Raw genomic sequence first — 18,784 nt, forward strand, 5'->3', positions numbered from 1 at the left:
TATTACTTCTTGTTCTTATTGAAAACCTCTTGCATAATGCTTTGTTGCATTAAAGTCTCCATAAATGCTGTATCTAGCTCTACATAAAATTGATCTGAATCCTGTTCATCTAACTGTACCGTATAACTTATCTCCATAGTTTGATCAGTATCAAACAGTGCTTCAGCTTTACAACTTCTAAGTTTTACCGTTTCATCATATGCAACAGCTCTGAATGAAGAGAGTTCAACCATAGCTTTTGGTAAAGATTTTGTAAAACCCGCTAAGAAAAGGTTATTTGAGTTTTGTGCATTGTCTAAGATATTTGTATAAACTTGCTTCACTGTATCTTGAACATCTTCGTTTGAACATTTTGGTGCATTATCGCTAAAACATCCACTCATAAACAGGGCTAGTAAAACCGTTGGTATAAAAATTTTCATTCTTGCTTCCTTTTTTTTATTGTATCAAAAAACTAGAGATCATCTTGTTTTAAAGAGATCCCTTTCATATGGGAGATAGGGTAGGAGAAAGCGATTCCCGCTCCCGAACCTACAAGATCAAGCTCCTCCATAATCGATTTTATAATATCATCCACTTTTTTTGTCGGTGTGATAAACATCAAGTTAGAGTCTGTATTTTCACTGTGAAGACGGTTGTAAAAGTTCTCCATTTTCTCTAGACCCATACCGTGAGCACTCATAATAGTTACACCTCTTGCACCCGCATTACGAGCAGCTTGCAGTGCTTGTTCCGTTTTATTTGTCGGAACTATAACGTGTACCGCTGAGAAAGGGATATCGTAAGATTGACGTTTATCCGTCCCTTGAATACTTACAGTAGAAAGACCCATATTGTTTGCATCTTCTAAAGCGTGACGAAGTTCATTAATATGGATACGCTCCTTTTCACGCTCCCCGCGAATACCCATCTGTTCCGTTACAAAACCGTACAGCATAACCGTGATCATAGGAAAGAGTGATGCAAATGCGATCAGTCCGAAACCATCGATCAGCGGATCACGCCCTTCAATGTTTGTTGCCAGTCCAAGACCAAGGGCTGCAACAAGCGGTACCGTTACCGTTGAAGTTGTAACCCCGCCGCTATCGTATGCTACAGGGATAATATATTTTGGTGAGAGGAAAGTAAGAACTATAACAAACAGGTATCCGGCCATAATGTAGTAGACAATTTCACCGCCGACAACGATTCTGTATGCCCCTAAAGAGATACCGATCGCAACTCCGATTGCAACAAACACACGTAAAGCGTAGTCATTTATTTTCCCGTCACTAATCTCTTTTGCTTTTCTTGCAATTGCCGTAAGTGATGGCTCTGCCATAGTTGTAGAAAAACCGATCAATGCTCCAAACGAGTAGATAATAACGTTGTTGTCATATCTTGTAAGTTCCAGTGCCATAGTTTCACCAACTGAGAAAAGACCCATCTCAAGACCGACGATGAAAGCATCAAGACCTATAATTACAAGCCCAAAACCGATGATAACCTCTTTGAGATTATCAATAGGTTTTTTGAGGATCGCATACTGGAAAAACAGAATAACTGCTAAGATTGGCAGAACATCTATCATCACCCCTATGAGACCTTTAAGGACATCCAGGATTTTAAAGTTGTATTGTGTAGCAACGGTTGCAGCAGCATCAGTAATCGGTGCGATTGTAGGGATCTGAGTAACGGAATCTACAAACTGATACACTACGATTCCGTAAAACTGTACAAAGATCATAGGTGTAAGTGATGCAAATGCGATCAGCCCAAATCCGTCTAGTACTGGGTTTCTTCCCTTTATGTTTGAAGCAAGACCAATCCCAAGAGCTGCAACAAGAGGCACTGTTACCGTAGAAGTTGTAACACCTCCAAGGTCGTATGCAAGTCCTACGATCTCAGCAGGTGAAAAAGCAGTTGCCGCAACTACCAGAATGTAACCTGAGATGATGTAGTAGTGGATCGGATGCCCTTTGATAATTCTCCAAACACCAAGTACGATCGCAAAACCGACAGAAAATGCCACTACCATTCTAAGGGTCGTAGCATCAATACGTCCGTCACTGATTGAGGCCGCTTTTTGGGCGATAACGATAAGAGCAGGTTCTGCAACAGTAGTACCAAAGCCGATCATAAAAGCAAAAAGCATGATCCAAAATGTGGAGCCTTTGTTTGCAAACTCACTTGCTAAACCCTCACCTACAGGGAATATCCCAACTTCAAGTCCAAGTAAAAATACAGCAAGACCTACACCAACAATTGCAAGTCCGATCGTAGTACCTAACCAGTTTTCAGGTACACTCTGAATGATTGCAAGTTGAAAAAACATAATCACGAGAATGATAGGTAAAAGGTCTCTAAAAGACTCTTTTAAGAGTTGTAAAAAGGTTGAAAAACTTAACAAACTATGTCCTATTTAATTTTTTCGTATGATATCTAAAAGAGACAAAGAAAAGATTTAAAACCCATTTTGAGAAAAAGTGTTATAATGGATGTAGAAAATTATTCTAAAGGATTTATCATGAAAAGTTTCAAACTAATTGCAGTTGCAATGTTATTTGGTTCAATGAGTTTATTTGCCGCTAACTACGGTAATATGAGTACAGATGAATTGTTAGATCTTAGAGGTACACCTAAAACACAACAAGAGCGTAACCAACTTCATAATGAACTTCAAAATCGTTACCAGACAATGTCTCAAGAGCAAAAACAACGTTTCAATACTGTACCTGGAAAAGGTATGGGTAAAAGCCAAAACCAAGGTCAAGGTCAAGGAATGGGCAAAGGGATGAAAAAAGGTATGGGTAAATGTCAAGGAATGAAAAAAGGTATGGGTCAAGGTCAAGGGATGGGCAAAGGTAGAATGTAAAACTTCTACCCCTCTCTTTTTTTAAGTCACTTTTGGGCTACATAACTGTACAATGCGCTTTCTACTACAGTGGACAGTTGGCCGAGTGGTCGAAGGCGCTCGCCTGGAACGCGAGTATAGGGCAACCTATCGTGGGTTCGAATCCCACATTGTCCACCATTTATTAATCAAATCACTTCCATATCCAAAACAAAATTTATTACTTTCTCTTCAGCCATTTCACACGGTTTTAAAAGCGGTTTGTCAATGTTGTAATAGTTGAGACTTATAAAATCGTTGTCTCCAAGCTCTTTGGCATAGAGTTTTATAAGCTTGCCATCTAGTTGTGTTTGTTTTGAAAGCAGATAACGTTTGTTATTGTAAAACACGTCATAACTCCCGTCTGATAGTTCCAAAAGTTTCGCATGAAACACTTCTCTTTTATCCATTACTACTCTTTATTAGTTTAATTTATATGTAGAGAAATTATATATAAATTATTAAGTTACGAGTTACCAAAATGTACTCAATTTGCTTCTTTTTCGCAATCAAACAGAAATATCCATGAAATATTTGGCAGTTACCATTCCGACAAGAATCTGAAAAGATCGATAATTTTAGGAGAATGACAATATGAAAAAGCGTACAATCTTAAGTGCTTTAACGGCGGCTTTTTTAGCAGTTTCTTTTGCTGCGTGCAATAGTAGCGAAGATGGTGTTGATGGAATTAATGGTACTGATGGTGTTGACGGTCAGAGTGCAGGTTTTATAAAGTGGGAATTTGAAGAGCTTAGTGCACCAGTAACGGATGCAGAGAAAACTTCTATTCGTACAGCTACGAAGATCACAAACAATGCAGACGGGATCACAGACACTATAGGTTTTACAAAACTTATGGCTACGACAGATACAGACAACGGTGAAACGTTCGGTTTATTAAAAGATCATAATGATGTAGCTATGACATTTACTGATGGAAGTCCATATATCTGTAACGGTACAAATGCAGGACTTGGTTCAGGGCTTGATCACTCATCTATTTTAGAAAAAGATGGTCGTATCTTTATGGTATCTCAGTTTGAATGTGAAGTGGGTGCTATGTATGGTATGGAGTTAGAGCAAAATGCTACGACAGGTGCACTTGCAGTTAAAAAAGATTCTCTTCAATATATCAGTCAAAAAGAGGGTTACGGTGGTTGGGTACACTGTGCTGGTGTAACTACACCTTGGAACTCACACTTAGGGAGTGAAGAGTATGAACCAAATGCTCGTGCTGTAGAGGCTGATCTTAATACTACAACAATGTTAACTGGTAACAAGTACTATGATGAGGTTACAAAATACTACTGGCAAGATGAAAACAATGCTAATGCAACTAACAATAACAACCCTTATTTCTATGGTTGGATCCCTGAAGTTACAGTAAGCGGTGCTGCAGCTACACCGGCATTTGCTTATACAAAACACTTTAGTATGGGACGTGCAGCTTGGGAGTTGGCATATGTAATGCCTGATGAAAAAACTGCTTACCTTTCAGATGACGGTACAAACGTTGGTTTTTATATGTATGTAGCAGATACTGCAAAAGATCTAAGCGCAGGTACACTTTACGCTGCTAAATGGATCCAAACTTCAAACGTTGGTGCAGGTGCGGCAGACCTTATGTGGATCAAACTTGGACATACAACAGATGCAGAGATCAAAACTATCGTTGCAACTGAACCTAACTTTAGCGATATCTTCAACGTTGAAACACCAAATGTTGACGATACTTGTCCAACTGCGGGCTTCTCATTTGTAAATACGGCAATGGGTAAAGAGTGTCTTCAAGTAAAAGCTGGACAAGAAACAGCAGCAGCATACTTAGAAACTCGCCGTTATGCAGCTATGAAAGGTGCAACTACTGAGTTCCGTAAAGAGGAAGGGATCACTTTTAACCCAGATAACTCTACTGTTTATGTAGCGATGAGTCAAGTTGCTAAAGGGATGGCAGATACTGTAGGTGATGTACAGCTTTCTGAAAATAAATGTGGTGCTGTATATGGTTTAGATGTTTACGGTTCAGCTGAAACAGCTTACGATTCACTTCAAAACGTAATCAACAGTGACTATGTAGTGAAAAACATGCATTCGGTTGTTGAAGGTTCTCCTGCCGTTTATCCTGCAGGTTCTGCATATGAGAGCTATACATGTTCTGTAAACGGGATCGCAAATCCTGATAACGTAACATACCTAGAGGGTGAAAACATCTTAGCGATCGGTGAAGATACAAGTATGCATCCAAATGACTTTGTATGGAGTTTCGATACAACTTCAAATGAATTAACTCGTATTGTTTCTACACCGTACGGTTCTGAAACAACTTCACCATTTTGGTATAAAGATATCAACGGTTGGGGATACTTAAGTTTAGTAACACAACACCCATTCGGTGAGACAAGTACTAGTGATGTTGAAAACTCTTTAACACCGACAGATACTGAATCTTCTATCGGAGTTGTAGGGCCGTTTGACTTTACACTTGGTGATTCTAAAGGTTCACGTTAAATTTTCGAGAGAGGGTTGTAAGACCTTCTCTCCATTAAAATATTTTAGAATGTTTTTGTGGAGAGAATGATGGTAAAAAAGTATATAAATATAGGTTTGTTTTGTTGTTTGGCAATGTTTGCAGAGGGTTGCGGTACGCAAGAAGATCTTCAAAGTGATCAAAATATCTCTCAAGTGGAGCAGATAGAGCAAAACAGCAGTGTTTCGTATCGTGTAGCAGCTCAGGAGCTTACAATAACAACAGCTTCAAGCGTACTCAATAAAGCAGCCTATGTATCTTCTCAGTGCTATACAAAAACCGTAGATGAGAATAATGTAGCACACAATCCCTGTTTCTCTTGCCACATAAACTCTGAAGAGCCTAACTACATAGATGATCCAGACTTACAAGAGAGTTATGCTTTTAGTGAATATACGGTGACAAACCGCTGGACAAACCTTTTTAAAGATCGTACACAACAAGTGGCTAATATTACAGATGATGCGATACTTAGTTATGTTAGACAAAGCAACTATTTTGATGAGAATAATAGTATTGTTTTAAATGAGATCTTAGCGAGTGTTCCAAATGAGTGGGACTATAACAGTGACGGTATCTGGAGCGGTTACAAACCTGACTGTTATTTCAACTTTGATGGTGAAGGTTTTGATCAAACACCACAGAACAGCTATACAGGCTGGAGAGCTTTTGCATACTATCCGTTTCTTGGGACATTTTGGCCGACAAACGGTTCGATGGATGATGTGCTGATCCGTCTGCCGAAGGTGATGCGTGAAGATAAAAACGGAGCGTTTGATCTTAATGTGTATAAGATCAATTTAGCTGTTGTAGAGTCTTTGATCAAGAAAAATCCCGTAAAGATAGAGAGTGTGGATGAAACGATTTACGGGGTTGACCTTAACAATAATGGAGTTTTAGATGTGGCAGATGAGGTGGCATACAACTGGGTAGCGCCCAAGTACGATTTTGCAACAAAAAAATATACCAATTTCTCTATGCATTATGTGGGAGCGGCGAAAGAGGCTTTAATTGAGAACACGCTTCATATCGCTCCGGGACTTTATCCTGAAGGGACGGAGTTTTTACACAGTGTGAGATACATGGATGTGCAAGATAACAACTCCCTTACTATGGCTCCGAGGATGAAAGAGTTGCGATACAGCAAAAAAACAGCATGGAATACCTATCCTGAACTTAACAATGCAACAAAAGCTGAGATAAAAGAGAAAGAGGCCTTTCCAGATAGACTACGAACAATCAGCGGTGATGCCGAACATGGTCTGAGAAACGGTTTGGGATGGATTTATCAAGGATTTATAGAAGATAAAAAAGGTTATCTACGCCCGCAGACTTATGAGGAGACACTTTTTTGTATAGGGTGTCACTCAGGGATTGGTGCAACGGTGGACAGCTCTTTTGTCTTTTCAAGAAAACTGGATGAGGCACAGGGTGTAAAAAGCTGGTACCATTGGAGCCAAAAAGCTCTAGAGGGGATAAAAGAGCCGAAATTAAGTGACGGTAGATATGAGTATGAACTTTATCTGCAAGCTAACGGTGCAGGGGATGAGTTTAGGGACAACGATGAACTTCAAGAGAAGTTTTTTGATATAAACGGCTCACTTAAATCTGAAGAGATGCAAAAAGTCCGTAACGACATCAGTTATCTTCTTATCCCCTCTATAGATCGTGCTTTAGAGTTAAATAAAGCGTATAAGGTGATTGTAGAGGAGCAAAGCTTCATCTACGGGCGTGATGCTCATATAAAACCTGTAGAAAATGTTCACAAAGAGGTAGAGGCACTTACTCCGACAAAAGTGACGGTGATTCGAAAATAGAAAAATATAAGCGGTAGATTCAAATATGCTACTATATCGTTTTCAATAATTGCAGCTGGTAGGAGCGTATTTGCACATTTATCGTATAGTTTTTTTATTTGCACTTTTTTTAAGTGGATGTTCACTGCCGCAAGTTGCCCCCGTAAAAGTTGGGCAGCAGCAAAAAGATGTATCTTTTAGCGAAGATGTCAAACCTATTTTAGATAAGCGTTGTGTCGTTTGTCACTCTTGTTATAACTCTCCGTGCCAAGCGAAGTTGAGTTCATTTGCAGGGATCGATCGAGGGGGTTCTAAGATCGAGGTGTACAATGCAACAAGACTCTCTCCCCAAACACCGACAAGACTTTTCATTGATGCAAAAAACACGCAAGAGTGGCATACAAAAGGGTTTTTCTCTTTAACGCAAAATCTTGAAGATACCAACGGAACTTCTAACGATTCGATTATGTTGCATCTTCTGCATAACAAACAAACAAATCCGGATGTTATAGGGGACTACGATCCGGAGCACGATACATTGATGTGTCCAAAAGATAAAGAGGAATTAAGCAAGTATCTTTATGAAAAGCCTAATCACGGCATGCCTTACGGGTTTCCAGCTTTAAAACAAAGAGAATATATAACTTTGGCATCGTGGCTTTTTCAAGGGGCAAAAGATGATCACAACAGTGCCGTGCAAGTTTCAAAAAATGCCCAAAAAGAGATAGAAAAGTGGGAAAAGTTTTTGAATGCACAAGACCCAAAACATCAGATGAGTGCAAGATACCTCTATGAGCATCTCTACCTTGCACATATCTATTTTTCGAGTGCAAAAGGGGAGTTTTTTGAGTTGGTGCGTTCCTATACGCCTGCTCCGCAGCCGACCGACATCATTCCGACACTTCGCCCTTTTGATGACCCGCAGGTGGAGAAGTTTTACTATAGATTTCGTAAGATAGAGTCGACTATTGTTCATAAAACACATATGATTATGAAGTTTGACGATACTGTATTAGCAAGATATAACGAGCTTTTTATGGAACCAGAGTGGAGAGAAAAACCCCATACAATCTCTTACGATACAAAGATTAGTGCGAATCCTTTTATAGCCTACAAGCAGATTCCCGCATCTTCAAGATATCAGTTTTTACTCGATAACTCGAAATTTATTGTTATGACGTTTATCCGCGGTCCTGTTTGTCGCGGGCAGATGGCACTGAATGTTATACACGATCACTTCTGGGTAATGTTTCGCGATCCGAAGTTTGATATAGCGGTAATTGATCCTGAGTTTATAGATACGCAGGTTCAAAATCTTAGCTTGCCGATCGAGAATGTTGATCATGACTTGTTAAAAACTTTCAGTGATGAGTACAGGGAGCGTTACGAGCACTATTATCAGGCGAAAAAAGAGAGAACAACACAACTCTTTAATGGCGGGTATCCGATCGAGTCTATCTACAAAGGTGTAAAAAGTTCAGACTCTCCGATATTAACTGTATATAGACATTTTGATTCTGCTTCTGTAAGCCGCGGCGTATTAGGGGAAGAGCCTCGTACGATGTGGGTGATCGACTATGCACAGTTTGAAAGATTGTATTATGCTTTAGTTGCGGGGTACGATGTATTTGGCAATGTATCGCATCAGACAAACATAAGACGCTATATGGACTTTTTACGTATGGAGGGTGAAGCAAACTTTTTAGAGTACATGCCTCAAAAGAAACGTTTATCTATAATGGAGTCATGGTATATCAATGATGAGAGTGTTGTTGATGATGCGAAATATGTTGCAATAGAAAAATTGAACAATAAGATCGTTTATAAAACTGATGATTACAAACATGAATTTATAGAAAAGATAGTAAACCAATATCTTCCAAAAGATTTAAATATAACATTTGATCGCATGAACTATAAAACAAAAGCAGAGATGAAAACACTTACAATGCCAAAAGATTATAAAACCGCTTTTGACTATATTCAGGCTACTCGGGCATTGACTTTACCTGGAAGCGGTTTTGTCCGTTTTATGACTGACAGGGGTGCAAATAATATGTTGCTGCGCATAGAGATGGAAGATGGAACATTTATAACGAAAAACCTGGTCATTAACCGTTGGCACGATAACGTAAACTCTCTGTTTATGGAGGAGAGTATGCTTGATCCGAGTAAAGACACTATGGATTTTTTAGATAGTTTCATAGGCTCATATCCTAACGTTTTTATAGATGTGAAGTTTTCACAACTGCCGGAGTTTTTAAATCTTATGAAAAATACGACGGGGACTTTAAAAGACTTACAGAAGTTTCAAAAGTATTTTATTAGCAGATCCGATCCGAGGTTTTGGGAGTATTACGACTGGTTCCAAAAGGAGTTCGATCGCCAAAACGGTGTAGAAGCAGGGTTATACGATCTTAACAGATACGCAAGAACACCTTGGCAAAAGAGCCATTAAGGGTAGAGAAGCATCTCCAACTTTTTTTGATTCAAAAGGTTGTTGTTTTCATCCAGGATCTCAAGATCTTTAAGTTTACGAAGCGTTCTTGAGAGTGTTTCGGGTGTAATGTTGAGTATGTTTGCTATGTCAATCTTTTTGTGAGTTTGGAAGATATCTTTGTGTTCGTCGATCAATGAACACACTTTTGCAGTCGCATCAAAAACCAGGTTTCTGTTGATCGATTTTTCCAGACCCTTGATCTTATGTGTAAGAGATTTAATGATGTGCCAGGAGAGCTGTGGTATCTCTTCAATTAGTTTTAAAAAATTCTCTTTATCTATAACAGCAACGAATGTGTTATCTTTTTGTGCAGATGCAGTGGCTGGAAAAGGGGTATTTTCAATAGTAGCCATCTCAGCTACCATTGTGGGTTCTATAAAATGGTGCAGTACAACTTCATTTGCTTTGGCATTGGTTTTGTAGAGTTTTAACTCCCCCTCTAGTAAAATATAAAATGAATCGGCTCCTTCACCTTCATAAAAAAGTATCTCACCTTTTTGCAGCTTTTTGACAAGAGTCATAGACTCTATAGCTTTTATCTCGTCATCATTGAGGGAGTTAAATAGATATAAATCTTTTAATTTTTTTGCATACATAGTTTAATTATAGCAAGATTACTTGATCTATATCAATCGCTATCTTCCCCTTTTTTACTACAATAAAGAAAAATTTTTAAAAGGGTATCTACGATGTTGATTGATATAAAAAGTATGCCTTTGGTTGCTATGGAGTTTATGAATGAAACCCATACAAAAGATGTGGAGATTATTAATGAACTGTTTGCACTTGTGTTAGCGTATGAGGCCTCACCCACTTTAGAGAATAAAAAAAGAGTAGATGAACTTTACGGTGATTGGTTTGCACATACCATTGAACATTTCCGCGCCGAAGAGGTGATGATGCAAGAGAAAAGATTTCCTCCCTATCCTATGCATAAAGGGGAACATGAAAAAGCTCTTAGACTAATGGATGAGGTGTTTCGTGAGTGGCAGAGAGATCAAGATATAAATATTTTAAAAAAGTATATGACCGAGCATCTTGTACCATGGCTGACAAACCATATAAATACGATGGATACTGTCACTGCAAGGTTTTTTCAATCAGAAACAACTCCATGTGCAATGCACTAGAGTTGTGATAGATAAATCTAAATATTATCTCCCCTCTATTAGCCGATCTTCGATCTCATAAGCGATCTCATCAATGACGTTTGTTACCTTATCGTAAAACACTTTGTCAAAGTAGCTATCGTTGATTGCTTCACTCGGTGCGAGGTTGTTTAGAATTGAGTGTTCGATAAAATGAGCCATTGTATTGACACCCACTACCATCCCGCTTGTGCCTATAACAACTAACAAAGAACAATCTTGTATCTCTTTATCCAGTGTCTCATACTGTGGTGCCATCTCTCCAAACATAACAATGTAAGGACGTACCTGATCGCTTCCACATGCTACACATTTTCCCCCGTTTACTTCTGAGAGTTTGTTATACCCTATATCGTAGATATGATTGCACGATTCACACTCCACTTTTGTGAGTTCCCCATGGAGATGGACGAGATTATCGGGTTCAATACCCGCTTTTTCAAAAAGGTTGTCCACATTTTGTGTGATTATGGCTAGATCATCTTTATATCTGTTTTTGAGATGGGCTAAAACTTTATGGGCATGATTAGGCTCTTTATCTGAAAGTTCTGTTCTTCTTTTGTCGTAAAATTCAATAGTTTGTTCTCTGTTACTTATAAGACATCCTGCCGTACAGATATCATCTACAGAGTATTGGGCCCAGAGCCCGTCACTCTCTCTAAAGGTAGATAGACCGCTTTCAGCACTAATTCCTGCTCCGCTTAAAACAACAACTTTAGCCATAATATCTCCTTTTAATTTATGAGCTATTATAATGGTAGTAAGTTTAAACGATGTTAAGGTTTGAGATGGATCTAGTTTTTATTATAAAGTCATTGATCGGATTGGTACTTTTGTTGGGAATTTTAGTCGCACTTTTGCTCTATAGACCAAATAAGAAAAAGGGAAATGAGGCTGGAGAGGGAACTAAAAAAGATAGTGATTATACACTTGAAGAGTTATACTCAATTATTAAAGATAAACACTCTACAACTAAAAAATTGAAATGGGCACTCGATATAGTTATTAGATACCATGGAGAGATCCCGCCTAAAAACGGGGTTCAATTGGATGAAGATTTTTATAAATATTCTGAAATCCTGCTTCGAATATGCCAGCATCCAAATACTAAAAAAGAGTTGATTTTAGAGTTTGACAAAGCGTTAAGAGAGTTAAATCCACAGTACAAAAAAGAGATTAACGACTTTTTGACAAGAGGACTCAACGCTAGAGATATAGCATCCTCTTAATTTATTGCTGTCTTTTATTAAATCCCGATGTACCGAGTTTTGAGTCAATCGTAAAACCTTCACTATATGGTTTGAGGTAGTTTGGAACTGCTCTTCCTTTGAGTTTCATCATATCACTTAACATACTTTTTGCAACAACTTCAGGAGTAAGTTTTTTGACATCCGTCAGATATGTAAACAGTAGTTCCCCCTGTCTTTGAAGCGAGATTTTATAAGTTGAATCGGTTTGTTCATATACCCATAAACTAAATGCATAAAAGTTTGTAAAAACACTTTCATCTTTCCATAACAGTTCAACAGAGTTTTTAAAGTTTCCACTGTTGTGTAAAATATCCCAAAAACGTGCAAAGCGTTTCATTTTTTGGATCTCTTTAAATGAGAGCTGGTTATTTTTGAGAATATCATATGGCGGGATATCGCTATAAACCATTCCAAAAGTTTCATCATGTCTGTCGATATAGGTCCCTGAGAGCTTCTTGAGTATTCCTATTTGAATTTCACATGAGCTCATAGCTTTGAGTTGATCAAGGTTTTTTCCGAAACTCTTCAAAGATTCACCCGGTAAGCCGACAATTAAATCAAGATGGATATGTGCAGAGGTCTCATTTTCCAAAAAGGCGATGTTCTCTTTGATCTTATCAATTTTAAGCTGTCTTGATATATTGTTGGCTATCTCCGTATTGAGTGTTTGAATACCAATTTCGAGCTGCAGTGCACCGTGGGGGAACGATTTTATCTTCTCTCTAAGTGAAGCTGGAAAATGATCGGGAATCACTTCAAAGTGTGCAAAGTAAGGCGGCTCTTTTTCTAAAAAGAAATCAAGCACCATATTTGCCGCTTTCATATTGAGGTTGAATGTACGATCGACAAATTTAAAGTTTCTCGCACCTCTTTTCCAAAGAGTCTCAAACTCCTCCAACACTTTTTCAAGATTAAAAGCACGTACTTTTTCATCCATTGAAGAGAGACAAAATTCACACTCAAAAGGGCATCCGCGTGAGATCTCTACATAGATATAACGGTTTTGGATATCTTCGTCGGTGTAGTATTTGTAGGGAAGTTCCAACTCTTTTAGTTTCGGAGCCGAGAGGGGTGTAATTCTCTCGTGAGCATTATTTTCAACAATATTTTTACAAAGCTCGTAAAATGCAACATCGCCTTCCCCTTTGATGATAAAATCGGCATCACTAAAGTCTACACGAAAAGGCTCGTAACTCACCTCTGGACCGCCGAGGACTATTTTTGTCTCAGGGGAGACTCTTTTGATGATGTGAATAAGTTCGTGAATCTGTGAGGCATTCCAGATGTAGACACCAAGTCCCAAGATATTGGGTTTTTCATCCAGAATTTTCTCAGCTACGCTTTGCATAGCATCGTTTATAGAAAACTCCATAATCGTTGTATCGTTTTGAAGCTCTTGCATATTTGCATAAAGATAGCGAAGTGCCAAAGATGTATGTGTATATCTGGAGTTAAGGGTTGAGAGTACTATTTTCATAAAAGTTCCTATCCCAAAGATAACCCAACTTTCAGCGACAAGAGAAGTGTTCTAGTTCAAGGCAAATTTTTGCAGGACTAGTTTTGTCTAATGCAAAAAAATTTAACGATGAAATAGGATACTTCTCTTATCGCCCGAAGGGAGTTGTAGAACTATACCTACTAGTGCGTTAAAAACCCTTGAAGCTACTAGTAGCTCCTACGGATTTTTGCCTAATATTAAGCATAGTTTTACAACTCTGAAAATTTGGTTATCTTTGGGATAGGAACTTGAAAGTCTATAATAAAAAGGGAAAAATCAGCCAAGAGGTAAAAAGGGAAAAACTCGGCTGATTTAAATATTTTATAGGAGTATATATTTTCTCTCGCATATGAAAGGGGGAAACATATTTGAGATGAAAAATTATATTAATTATAAGTAAATGCTAAGTAAATAGGGATAGTCTTACGTAGCTTTGCCTTTTACCGATGATGATGCGATTTCAGTTAACATCTCAAAGAGTTTAACTGATGCATCTTCCATAGTCTCGAAGTTCTCTATGATCTTCTCTGGATTACCCATTTTGAAAAGACCGTCTTCTTTGATAATATCCATATTTTTAAATACCATATTATGTACCTGAGCATGAATAGGGTCCATCTCTTTAAATGTTCTAAGATGCCCAAATCTCTCTTCTCCAAATCCTGTATACCATTTCCCCATACGGCACGATTTATGATCTGCAAATTCAGCATTTTTATCGTTTTGTAAAACAGTTGAGTATGCTTTAGATTTAAAAAGGATGTGATCAACTTTTACTAATGTTGTAAAGAGGCGGTTTTGGATTTCATATGCTGTATCTGAAGAGCGTTCTGCCATAGAGTTTAGATCTGAGAATGTACCTTCAAAAGCGTGAATAACATCATTTGATTCTTGTGCAATTGAGCTGATTTGATCAGAATTGCTACGCATATCGTTTGCTTCTTGCTGGAGTGTCGAGATATTTATCTCGATTTCAGTTGTCGCTTTTTGTGTGCGCTCTGCAAGTTTTCTTACCTCGTCGGCAACAACTGCAAAGCCACGTCCATGTTCACCCGCACGTGCCGCTTCGATTGCAGCATTAAGTGCAAGTAGATTTGTTTGATCAGCAATATCTTTGATAAGTCCTAAAACTTCTGATATTTCACGTGTACGCCCTTCAAGAGAGATGATACCCTCGTGAGAAGATGATATAAGTGTTATGAGTTGTTCTAAACGCTCACCTATCTCTTTAACACTATTGAGACTGTTTTGAGATTGTTGGGCAGTCTCATGTGCAACCGTTGCGATATCGTTTGCACTCCCTGAAGTTTGTGAAAGATCGGTTTGGATCACTGTCAGACCCCCTTCGATTCCTCCACCTGATTTTGAAAAGCTGTCGGTTAGATCTCCTAAGATCCTTTTTTCATGCCCTTGTGCAACAGAGTTTAGGGCAGTGTTTAGTTTTTCCTCTGTTGATTTAAAAATTCCATGAAGACCATAAGGGAAAGTTACTCTGTAGTTTTTACCGACAGAAGCGTGTTCTATAGAAGCTCTGGCATCCCTCATAAAAGCTTCTACTTGATCAAGTACATCGTTAAGTGCCCATGCGAAACTTGATTCAAACGAGTTGTCCTCAGGGATATGGGTAATACGTCCGTTAAGTTTTCCTTCTGCTGCTTCTAAAAGTACTTTATGTGCATCTGTAATAAGTCTATTGTTTTTTGTACACCCTTTACTCGCTGCAGGAACAAAAAGGGCCAAAAGTGTTATAAACAGTGCAATCCCTCCTGCTATATATTCACCTATGATCAGTGTATAGAGTGTAATGGCGATAAGTGTGACAAATAAAAGAGTGCTCTGTTTACTGCTGAATAGTTGTAATAAATTCGTCATACGAAATACCTTTGTCGTTAAGTGTTTGTTCTAAAAAACGGATACTAGCATCCATACCCTGAGATTTTTCGATCGATAACATCTCTTTATAAAGAGGTTTAATGATCTCTAGAGCAGAAGCTTTTGGCTTACGTCTAACTGAGAGATAACCGATGGTATTGCCGTTGCTGTCAAATGAAGGGGTAACATTAGTAAAAACCCAGTAATCGTTTTTGTTTTTTGTTTGGTTAATCACAAATGCAAAGATCTCTTCTTTGTTTTGAATTTTGTTCCAAAGAAGTTTAAAGACTGCTTTTGGCATAGAGGGGTGTCTGATAATATTGTGAGATTTCCCAAGTAACTCCTCTTCACTATACTCACCCATCTCCATAAAAATTCTGTTAACGTAGGTGATGATACCTTTTGTATCTGTTTTTGAAACGATAAAATCGTTTTCATTTAGATGCTTTTCCATAAATATTTCCCTTAAAAAAAGGAGTGAAGTATATATAAAAAATTATTATAAAAAGATTATTTTGTGATAAATTAGTGTTTTTTGGGAAATTTGTTATACTTCCGTCATGTCAATATTTTTAGCAATATTTTATTATTTTTATTTTTCCATTATCGGTGTTTATGTGATATTTATCCCCAAGGTGCTCTCAAGTATCGGCTATAGTGCCAGCGAAATAGGGATTTTACTCGGAGCTGCTCCGCTTGTACGTTTTATACTCCCTTTCCTGTTTATCAAGGGATTGAAATTAGATGCAAAAATGTTTAATCTCTCCCTCGTTATTTTGGTAATTGCATCTTTGTGTTTTTATCTCTCAGTTGAGAATTTTTACCAGCTTCTGCTTTCAAACATTTTTTTAGGGATAGGACTTAGTCTGGTACTCCCCTATGTGGAGGTGATTTCACTTGAAAATATAGGGAAACAGCGTTACGGAAAAGTACGATTGTTCGGCTCTATCGGTTTTATAGTTGTAGCCCTTGTTCTTGCAAAGTTTTTAAGTGCACCCGTTGTTGCCCTTAATTTTTTACTGACACTTACATGGATAACAGCTGTTTGTGCTTTTATTATCGGAGGGCGTTACAAACAAAAGAGTGAGCAGGAGAAAACAAAAGAGCCAAAAACAATGTCAATTCTTGGCGATATCTATCTCTGGGGCGGACTTATTTTAATGCAGATAAGTTTCGGTTCTTTTTACAACTTCTTTACGATCTATGAAACAGATCACGGCGTGAGTCTGGATATGACCGTATATCTTTGGAGCTTTGGTGTGCTTGTCGAGATCGTGATGCTTTTTAGTCAGGGAAAACTCTTAGCAAACAGTTCACTTTTAAACCTGATCCGATTAAGTGTTTTTGCTTCGGCATTTCGATGGTTTTTAGTGTTTGTCTATCCTGAAAATCTTGTAATTCTATTTTTCTCCCAATCACTTCATGCACTCTCTTTTGCACTGTTTCATTCTGCTACGATCAGTTATCTGTATCAGATCTATCATAATAAACAACTCTCACAACAGTTCTTTATGGGACTTACATATGGGCTAGGGGGTGTGAGCGGTGCAGTTATAGCAGGATATATATATGAGTATTATCCAAGCTGGCTATTTTTAAGTTCAAGTGTTTTTGCGCTGATTGGTTTTGTAATGTTGATGCGTTATAAGCATAGGCATGAAGCCTAAGCTCTTTAGTAGTCTAGAATAAGATTAACTGCAAAAGTTCTGTCTGTTTTTTGCTTTCCATCAGCAGGTAAGTTTACATAATCAACTTTATAGCTGATACCGGCAGAGAAGATACTGTTGATCTTGTTATTGATTGCACTCTTTGAATAGATGAAGTATTTGTCACCCTGTTCAAATGAACCTCTAAAGCTCAGTTCTTGTTTGAACTTTAACGTCTCCAGGATTTTCCAGTCATATACACCTTTAATTCTGTACGATGCATAGTCATCTTTGTAAGCAGGGACACTAATGTGATCTTTTACTACACCGTCGTAAGGGTATGCTAGTTGCGTCCCTAGAGCATCTACCCATACATCTTCATATTGATCTACAGAGTATAAAATATTCCCCTCTAAACTTAGTTTATGAGCCTCTTGATCGATCGCTTTATATTTTGCACCCGGACCTGTATAGAATTGGTATCTGAAACCTGAGAACTTGTCCGATTTAAAACCAACAAGATAATTAAGCGAGAATCTTTCCGAGAATTTATACCCGTAATCTAGCTCCGCCGTATATTTGTTTTTTGTTTCAACATTTTTATCTGTTGCATACTGACCGTCAAACTCAAATGTAACTACATTTTTTGTCCACTCTTTTTTGATGTCTAGTTCAAAGTTAAAGGCTTCCGTTTCTGTATTTCCGCTTGTTTGCACATATCCCAGTTCACTATGCGCTTTTAACGGTTTTTCTGTTGTTTGAACATCAGCTCCAAATGTCAAAGATGCAAGTGCAGCTAAACCTACTACTATTTTTTTCATTTATTTCCTTTTTTAATTTTGTTCTTGTTTCATATGGACATCCATTTGCGGATAAGGAATTGAGATCCCTTTTTCATCAAATGTCAGTTTTACTTTCTCTATTGTGTCAAATCGAACATCCCAGTAGTGTGAAGTTTCCACCCATGCACGAGTGGTGAAGTTTACACTGCTATCTCCCAGTTCACTAACTGCTACAAAAGGTTCCGGGTCTTTTAATATACGCTCATCTGCATTTAAAATATCAAGAAGGGTCTGTTTTGCCAGACGCAGATCATCATCGTATCCTATACCGAAAGTAAGGTCAACTCTTCTTTTATCTTTTTGTGAATAGTTGATAATATTTCCAGCGATGATTTTAGCGTTTGGCACGATGATAGTTCTGTTGTCAATTGGGGAGATAATAGTTGAAAACATTGTGATATCATCAACCGTACCTGTAGCTCCGCCCGCTTCGATAAAGTCGCCGATTTTAAAAGGTCTGAAGATAATGATAAGTACGGCTGCTCCGACATTTGCCAAAGAGCCTTGCAGAGCTAAACCTACAGCCAGCGAGGCAGCACCAAATACTGCGATAAACGATGTAGTATTGACTCCAAGTGCGTTAAGTGATGCAAGTATAACCATCGCAAGCAGTGAAAAATAGACTAAGCTCTCTGTAAATTCAGATAAAGTGACATCAACTTTCGCTTTAGTCATCATAGTTTTTATGACTATAGAGAGTTTTTTAGATACCCATTTACCGATGATAAATATGGCAAGAGCAGCAAGAATTTTTAGTCCGTATTCACTAAGATATACGAGTGCAAGATCAGCATATTTGTTAAAGTCCATTATGGAAACCTCCGTTTAGTTTC

General features: G+C 38.1%; 17 protein-coding genes, 1 tRNA gene and 1 pseudogene. 8 read left to right on the top strand and 11 right to left on the bottom strand.

Annotated elements, in window-relative coordinates; genetic code table 11:
- Positions 1–2 precede the first annotated feature (2 nt).
- Positions 3–422: a hypothetical protein gene (locus FJR03_RS00225; RefSeq protein WP_193113680.1), complete on the bottom strand. Its 420-nt coding sequence runs from the start codon at positions 420–422 to the stop codon at positions 3–5.
- A 32-nt stretch (positions 423–454) separates the two neighbouring features.
- The gene (locus FJR03_RS00230; protein WP_193113681.1) at positions 455–2,389 is read right to left on the bottom strand and encodes a DUF1538 domain-containing protein; all 1,935 of its coding nucleotides are present in this window, start codon (positions 2,387–2,389) and stop codon (positions 455–457) included.
- Positions 2,390–2,506: 117 nt separating this feature from the next.
- On the opposite strand from FJR03_RS00230, the gene FJR03_RS00235 reads away from it, so the two are divergent.
- Positions 2,507–2,854 (top strand): hypothetical protein, encoded by a 348-nt coding sequence (locus tag FJR03_RS00235; protein WP_193113682.1) that lies wholly within the window; start codon positions 2,507–2,509, stop codon positions 2,852–2,854.
- 71 nt (positions 2,855–2,925) lie between these two features.
- A tRNA-Ser gene (locus FJR03_RS00240) sits at positions 2,926–3,013 on the top strand.
- Positions 3,014–3,021: 8 nt separating this feature from the next.
- On the opposite strand, the gene FJR03_RS00245 is transcribed toward FJR03_RS00240, so the two are convergent.
- Complete coding sequence (locus FJR03_RS00245) at positions 3,022–3,282, bottom strand: peptide methionine sulfoxide reductase (RefSeq protein ID WP_193113683.1); 261 nt, start codon at positions 3,280–3,282, stop codon at positions 3,022–3,024.
- Positions 3,283–3,466: 184 nt separating this feature from the next.
- On the opposite strand from FJR03_RS00245, the gene FJR03_RS00250 reads away from it, so the two are divergent.
- From FJR03_RS00250 to FJR03_RS00260, 3 genes are all read left to right on the top strand, one after another.
- Entirely contained in the window at positions 3,467–5,380 is a 1,914-nt protein-coding gene (locus tag FJR03_RS00250) for an alkaline phosphatase PhoX (RefSeq protein WP_193113684.1), read from the top strand.
- 66 nt (positions 5,381–5,446) lie between these two features.
- Positions 5,447–7,216 carry a hypothetical protein gene (locus tag FJR03_RS00255; RefSeq protein WP_226962207.1) on the top strand — a complete coding sequence of 590 codons (1,770 nt, stop codon included), beginning with the start codon at positions 5,447–5,449 and terminating at the stop codon, positions 7,214–7,216.
- 70 nt (positions 7,217–7,286) lie between these two features.
- Positions 7,287–9,653 (top strand): fatty acid cis/trans isomerase, encoded by a 2,367-nt coding sequence (locus FJR03_RS00260; RefSeq protein WP_226962135.1) that lies wholly within the window; start codon positions 7,287–7,289, stop codon positions 9,651–9,653.
- Here the strand turns inward: FJR03_RS00260 and FJR03_RS00265 are convergent.
- Positions 9,650–10,291, bottom strand: a complete 642-nt coding sequence (locus FJR03_RS00265) for a Crp/Fnr family transcriptional regulator (RefSeq protein ID WP_193113685.1) — start codon at positions 10,289–10,291, stop codon at positions 9,650–9,652. The genes FJR03_RS00260 and FJR03_RS00265 overlap by 4 nt on opposite strands.
- A 93-nt stretch (positions 10,292–10,384) precedes the next feature.
- On the opposite strand from FJR03_RS00265, the gene FJR03_RS00270 reads away from it, so the two are divergent.
- Positions 10,385–10,825 carry a bacteriohemerythrin gene (locus FJR03_RS00270; RefSeq protein ID WP_193113686.1) on the top strand — a complete coding sequence of 147 codons (441 nt, stop codon included), beginning with the start codon at positions 10,385–10,387 and terminating at the stop codon, positions 10,823–10,825.
- Positions 10,826–10,849: 24 nt separating this feature from the next.
- Here the strand turns inward: FJR03_RS00270 and FJR03_RS00275 are convergent, their stop codons facing one another.
- Entirely contained in the window at positions 10,850–11,566 is a 717-nt protein-coding gene (locus FJR03_RS00275; RefSeq protein ID WP_193113687.1) for an SIR2 family NAD-dependent protein deacylase, read from the bottom strand.
- A gap of 65 nt (positions 11,567–11,631) precedes the next feature.
- On the opposite strand from FJR03_RS00275, the gene FJR03_RS00280 reads away from it, so the two are divergent.
- The gene (locus FJR03_RS00280; protein WP_193113688.1) at positions 11,632–12,072 is read left to right on the top strand and encodes a hypothetical protein; all 441 of its coding nucleotides are present in this window, start codon (positions 11,632–11,634) and stop codon (positions 12,070–12,072) included.
- Between the two features lies 1 nt (position 12,073).
- Here the strand turns inward: FJR03_RS00280 and FJR03_RS00285 are convergent, their stop codons facing one another.
- The 4 genes and pseudogenes from FJR03_RS00285 to FJR03_RS00295 all read right to left on the bottom strand — a co-directional run bounded on the left by FJR03_RS00285 (position 12,074) and on the right by FJR03_RS00295 (position 15,917).
- Positions 12,074–13,570 carry a B12-binding domain-containing radical SAM protein gene (locus FJR03_RS00285; protein WP_193113689.1) on the bottom strand — a complete coding sequence of 499 codons (1,497 nt, stop codon included), beginning with the start codon at positions 13,568–13,570 and terminating at the stop codon, positions 12,074–12,076.
- A 444-nt stretch (positions 13,571–14,014) separates the two neighbouring features.
- The gene (locus FJR03_RS11850) at positions 14,015–14,428 is read right to left on the bottom strand and encodes a CZB domain-containing protein (protein ID WP_255524267.1); all 414 of its coding nucleotides are present in this window, start codon (positions 14,426–14,428) and stop codon (positions 14,015–14,017) included.
- Between the two features lie 21 nt (positions 14,429–14,449).
- Positions 14,450–15,463 (bottom strand): annotated as a pseudogene (locus FJR03_RS11780) (methyl-accepting chemotaxis protein); the annotation flags it as partial.
- A complete protein-coding gene (locus tag FJR03_RS00295) occupies positions 15,432–15,917 on the bottom strand; it encodes a PAS domain-containing protein (RefSeq protein ID WP_193113691.1) in 486 nt (161 codons plus the stop codon). The pseudogene FJR03_RS11780 and the gene FJR03_RS00295, both read right to left, overlap by 32 nt.
- A gap of 106 nt (positions 15,918–16,023) precedes the next feature.
- On the opposite strand from FJR03_RS00295, the gene FJR03_RS00300 reads away from it, so the two are divergent.
- Positions 16,024–17,130 carry an MFS transporter gene (locus tag FJR03_RS00300; protein WP_193113692.1) on the top strand — a complete coding sequence of 369 codons (1,107 nt, stop codon included), beginning with the start codon at positions 16,024–16,026 and terminating at the stop codon, positions 17,128–17,130.
- A gap of 5 nt (positions 17,131–17,135) precedes the next feature.
- Here the strand turns inward: FJR03_RS00300 and FJR03_RS00305 are convergent, their stop codons facing one another.
- Positions 17,136–17,930, bottom strand: coding sequence for a DUF481 domain-containing protein (locus FJR03_RS00305; RefSeq protein ID WP_193113693.1), 795 nt, complete (start codon positions 17,928–17,930; stop codon positions 17,136–17,138).
- A gap of 12 nt (positions 17,931–17,942) precedes the next feature.
- Positions 17,943–18,761: a mechanosensitive ion channel family protein gene (locus tag FJR03_RS00310; RefSeq protein ID WP_193113694.1), complete on the bottom strand. Its 819-nt coding sequence runs from the start codon at positions 18,759–18,761 to the stop codon at positions 17,943–17,945.
- Positions 18,762–18,784: the final 23 nt, after the last annotated feature.

It is taken from the genome of Sulfurimonas marina, from assembly GCF_014905095.1.
In the GTDB taxonomy this organism is placed as follows: Bacteria; Campylobacterota; Campylobacteria; order Campylobacterales; family Sulfurimonadaceae; genus Sulfurimonas; species Sulfurimonas marina.

Coding starts and splice junctions, on each gene's coding strand:
- FJR03_RS00310 (WP_193113694.1), bottom strand. CDS start 18,761: ATGGACTTTAACAAATATGCTGATCTTGCACTCGTATATCTTAGTGAA.
- FJR03_RS00275 (WP_193113687.1), bottom strand. CDS start 11,566: ATGGCTAAAGTTGTTGTTTTAAGCGGAGCAGGAATTAGTGCTGAAAGC.
- FJR03_RS00255 (WP_226962207.1), top strand. CDS start 5,447: ATGATGGTAAAAAAGTATATAAATATAGGTTTGTTTTGTTGTTTGGCA.
- FJR03_RS00295 (WP_193113691.1), bottom strand. CDS start 15,917: ATGGAAAAGCATCTAAATGAAAACGATTTTATCGTTTCAAAAACAGAT.
- FJR03_RS00225 (WP_193113680.1), bottom strand. CDS start 422: ATGAAAATTTTTATACCAACGGTTTTACTAGCCCTGTTTATGAGTGGA.
- FJR03_RS00250 (WP_193113684.1), top strand. CDS start 3,467: ATGAAAAAGCGTACAATCTTAAGTGCTTTAACGGCGGCTTTTTTAGCA.
- FJR03_RS00265 (WP_193113685.1), bottom strand. CDS start 10,291: ATGTATGCAAAAAAATTAAAAGATTTATATCTATTTAACTCCCTCAAT.
- FJR03_RS00270 (WP_193113686.1), top strand. CDS start 10,385: ATGTTGATTGATATAAAAAGTATGCCTTTGGTTGCTATGGAGTTTATG.
- FJR03_RS00300 (WP_193113692.1), top strand. CDS start 16,024: ATGTCAATATTTTTAGCAATATTTTATTATTTTTATTTTTCCATTATC.
- FJR03_RS00235 (WP_193113682.1), top strand. CDS start 2,507: ATGAAAAGTTTCAAACTAATTGCAGTTGCAATGTTATTTGGTTCAATG.
- FJR03_RS00280 (WP_193113688.1), top strand. CDS start 11,632: ATGGATCTAGTTTTTATTATAAAGTCATTGATCGGATTGGTACTTTTG.
- FJR03_RS00285 (WP_193113689.1), bottom strand. CDS start 13,570: ATGAAAATAGTACTCTCAACCCTTAACTCCAGATATACACATACATCT.
- FJR03_RS00245 (WP_193113683.1), bottom strand. CDS start 3,282: ATGGATAAAAGAGAAGTGTTTCATGCGAAACTTTTGGAACTATCAGAC.
- FJR03_RS00305 (WP_193113693.1), bottom strand. CDS start 17,930: ATGAAAAAAATAGTAGTAGGTTTAGCTGCACTTGCATCTTTGACATTT.
- FJR03_RS11850 (WP_255524267.1), bottom strand. CDS start 14,428: ATGGCAGAACGCTCTTCAGATACAGCATATGAAATCCAAAACCGCCTC.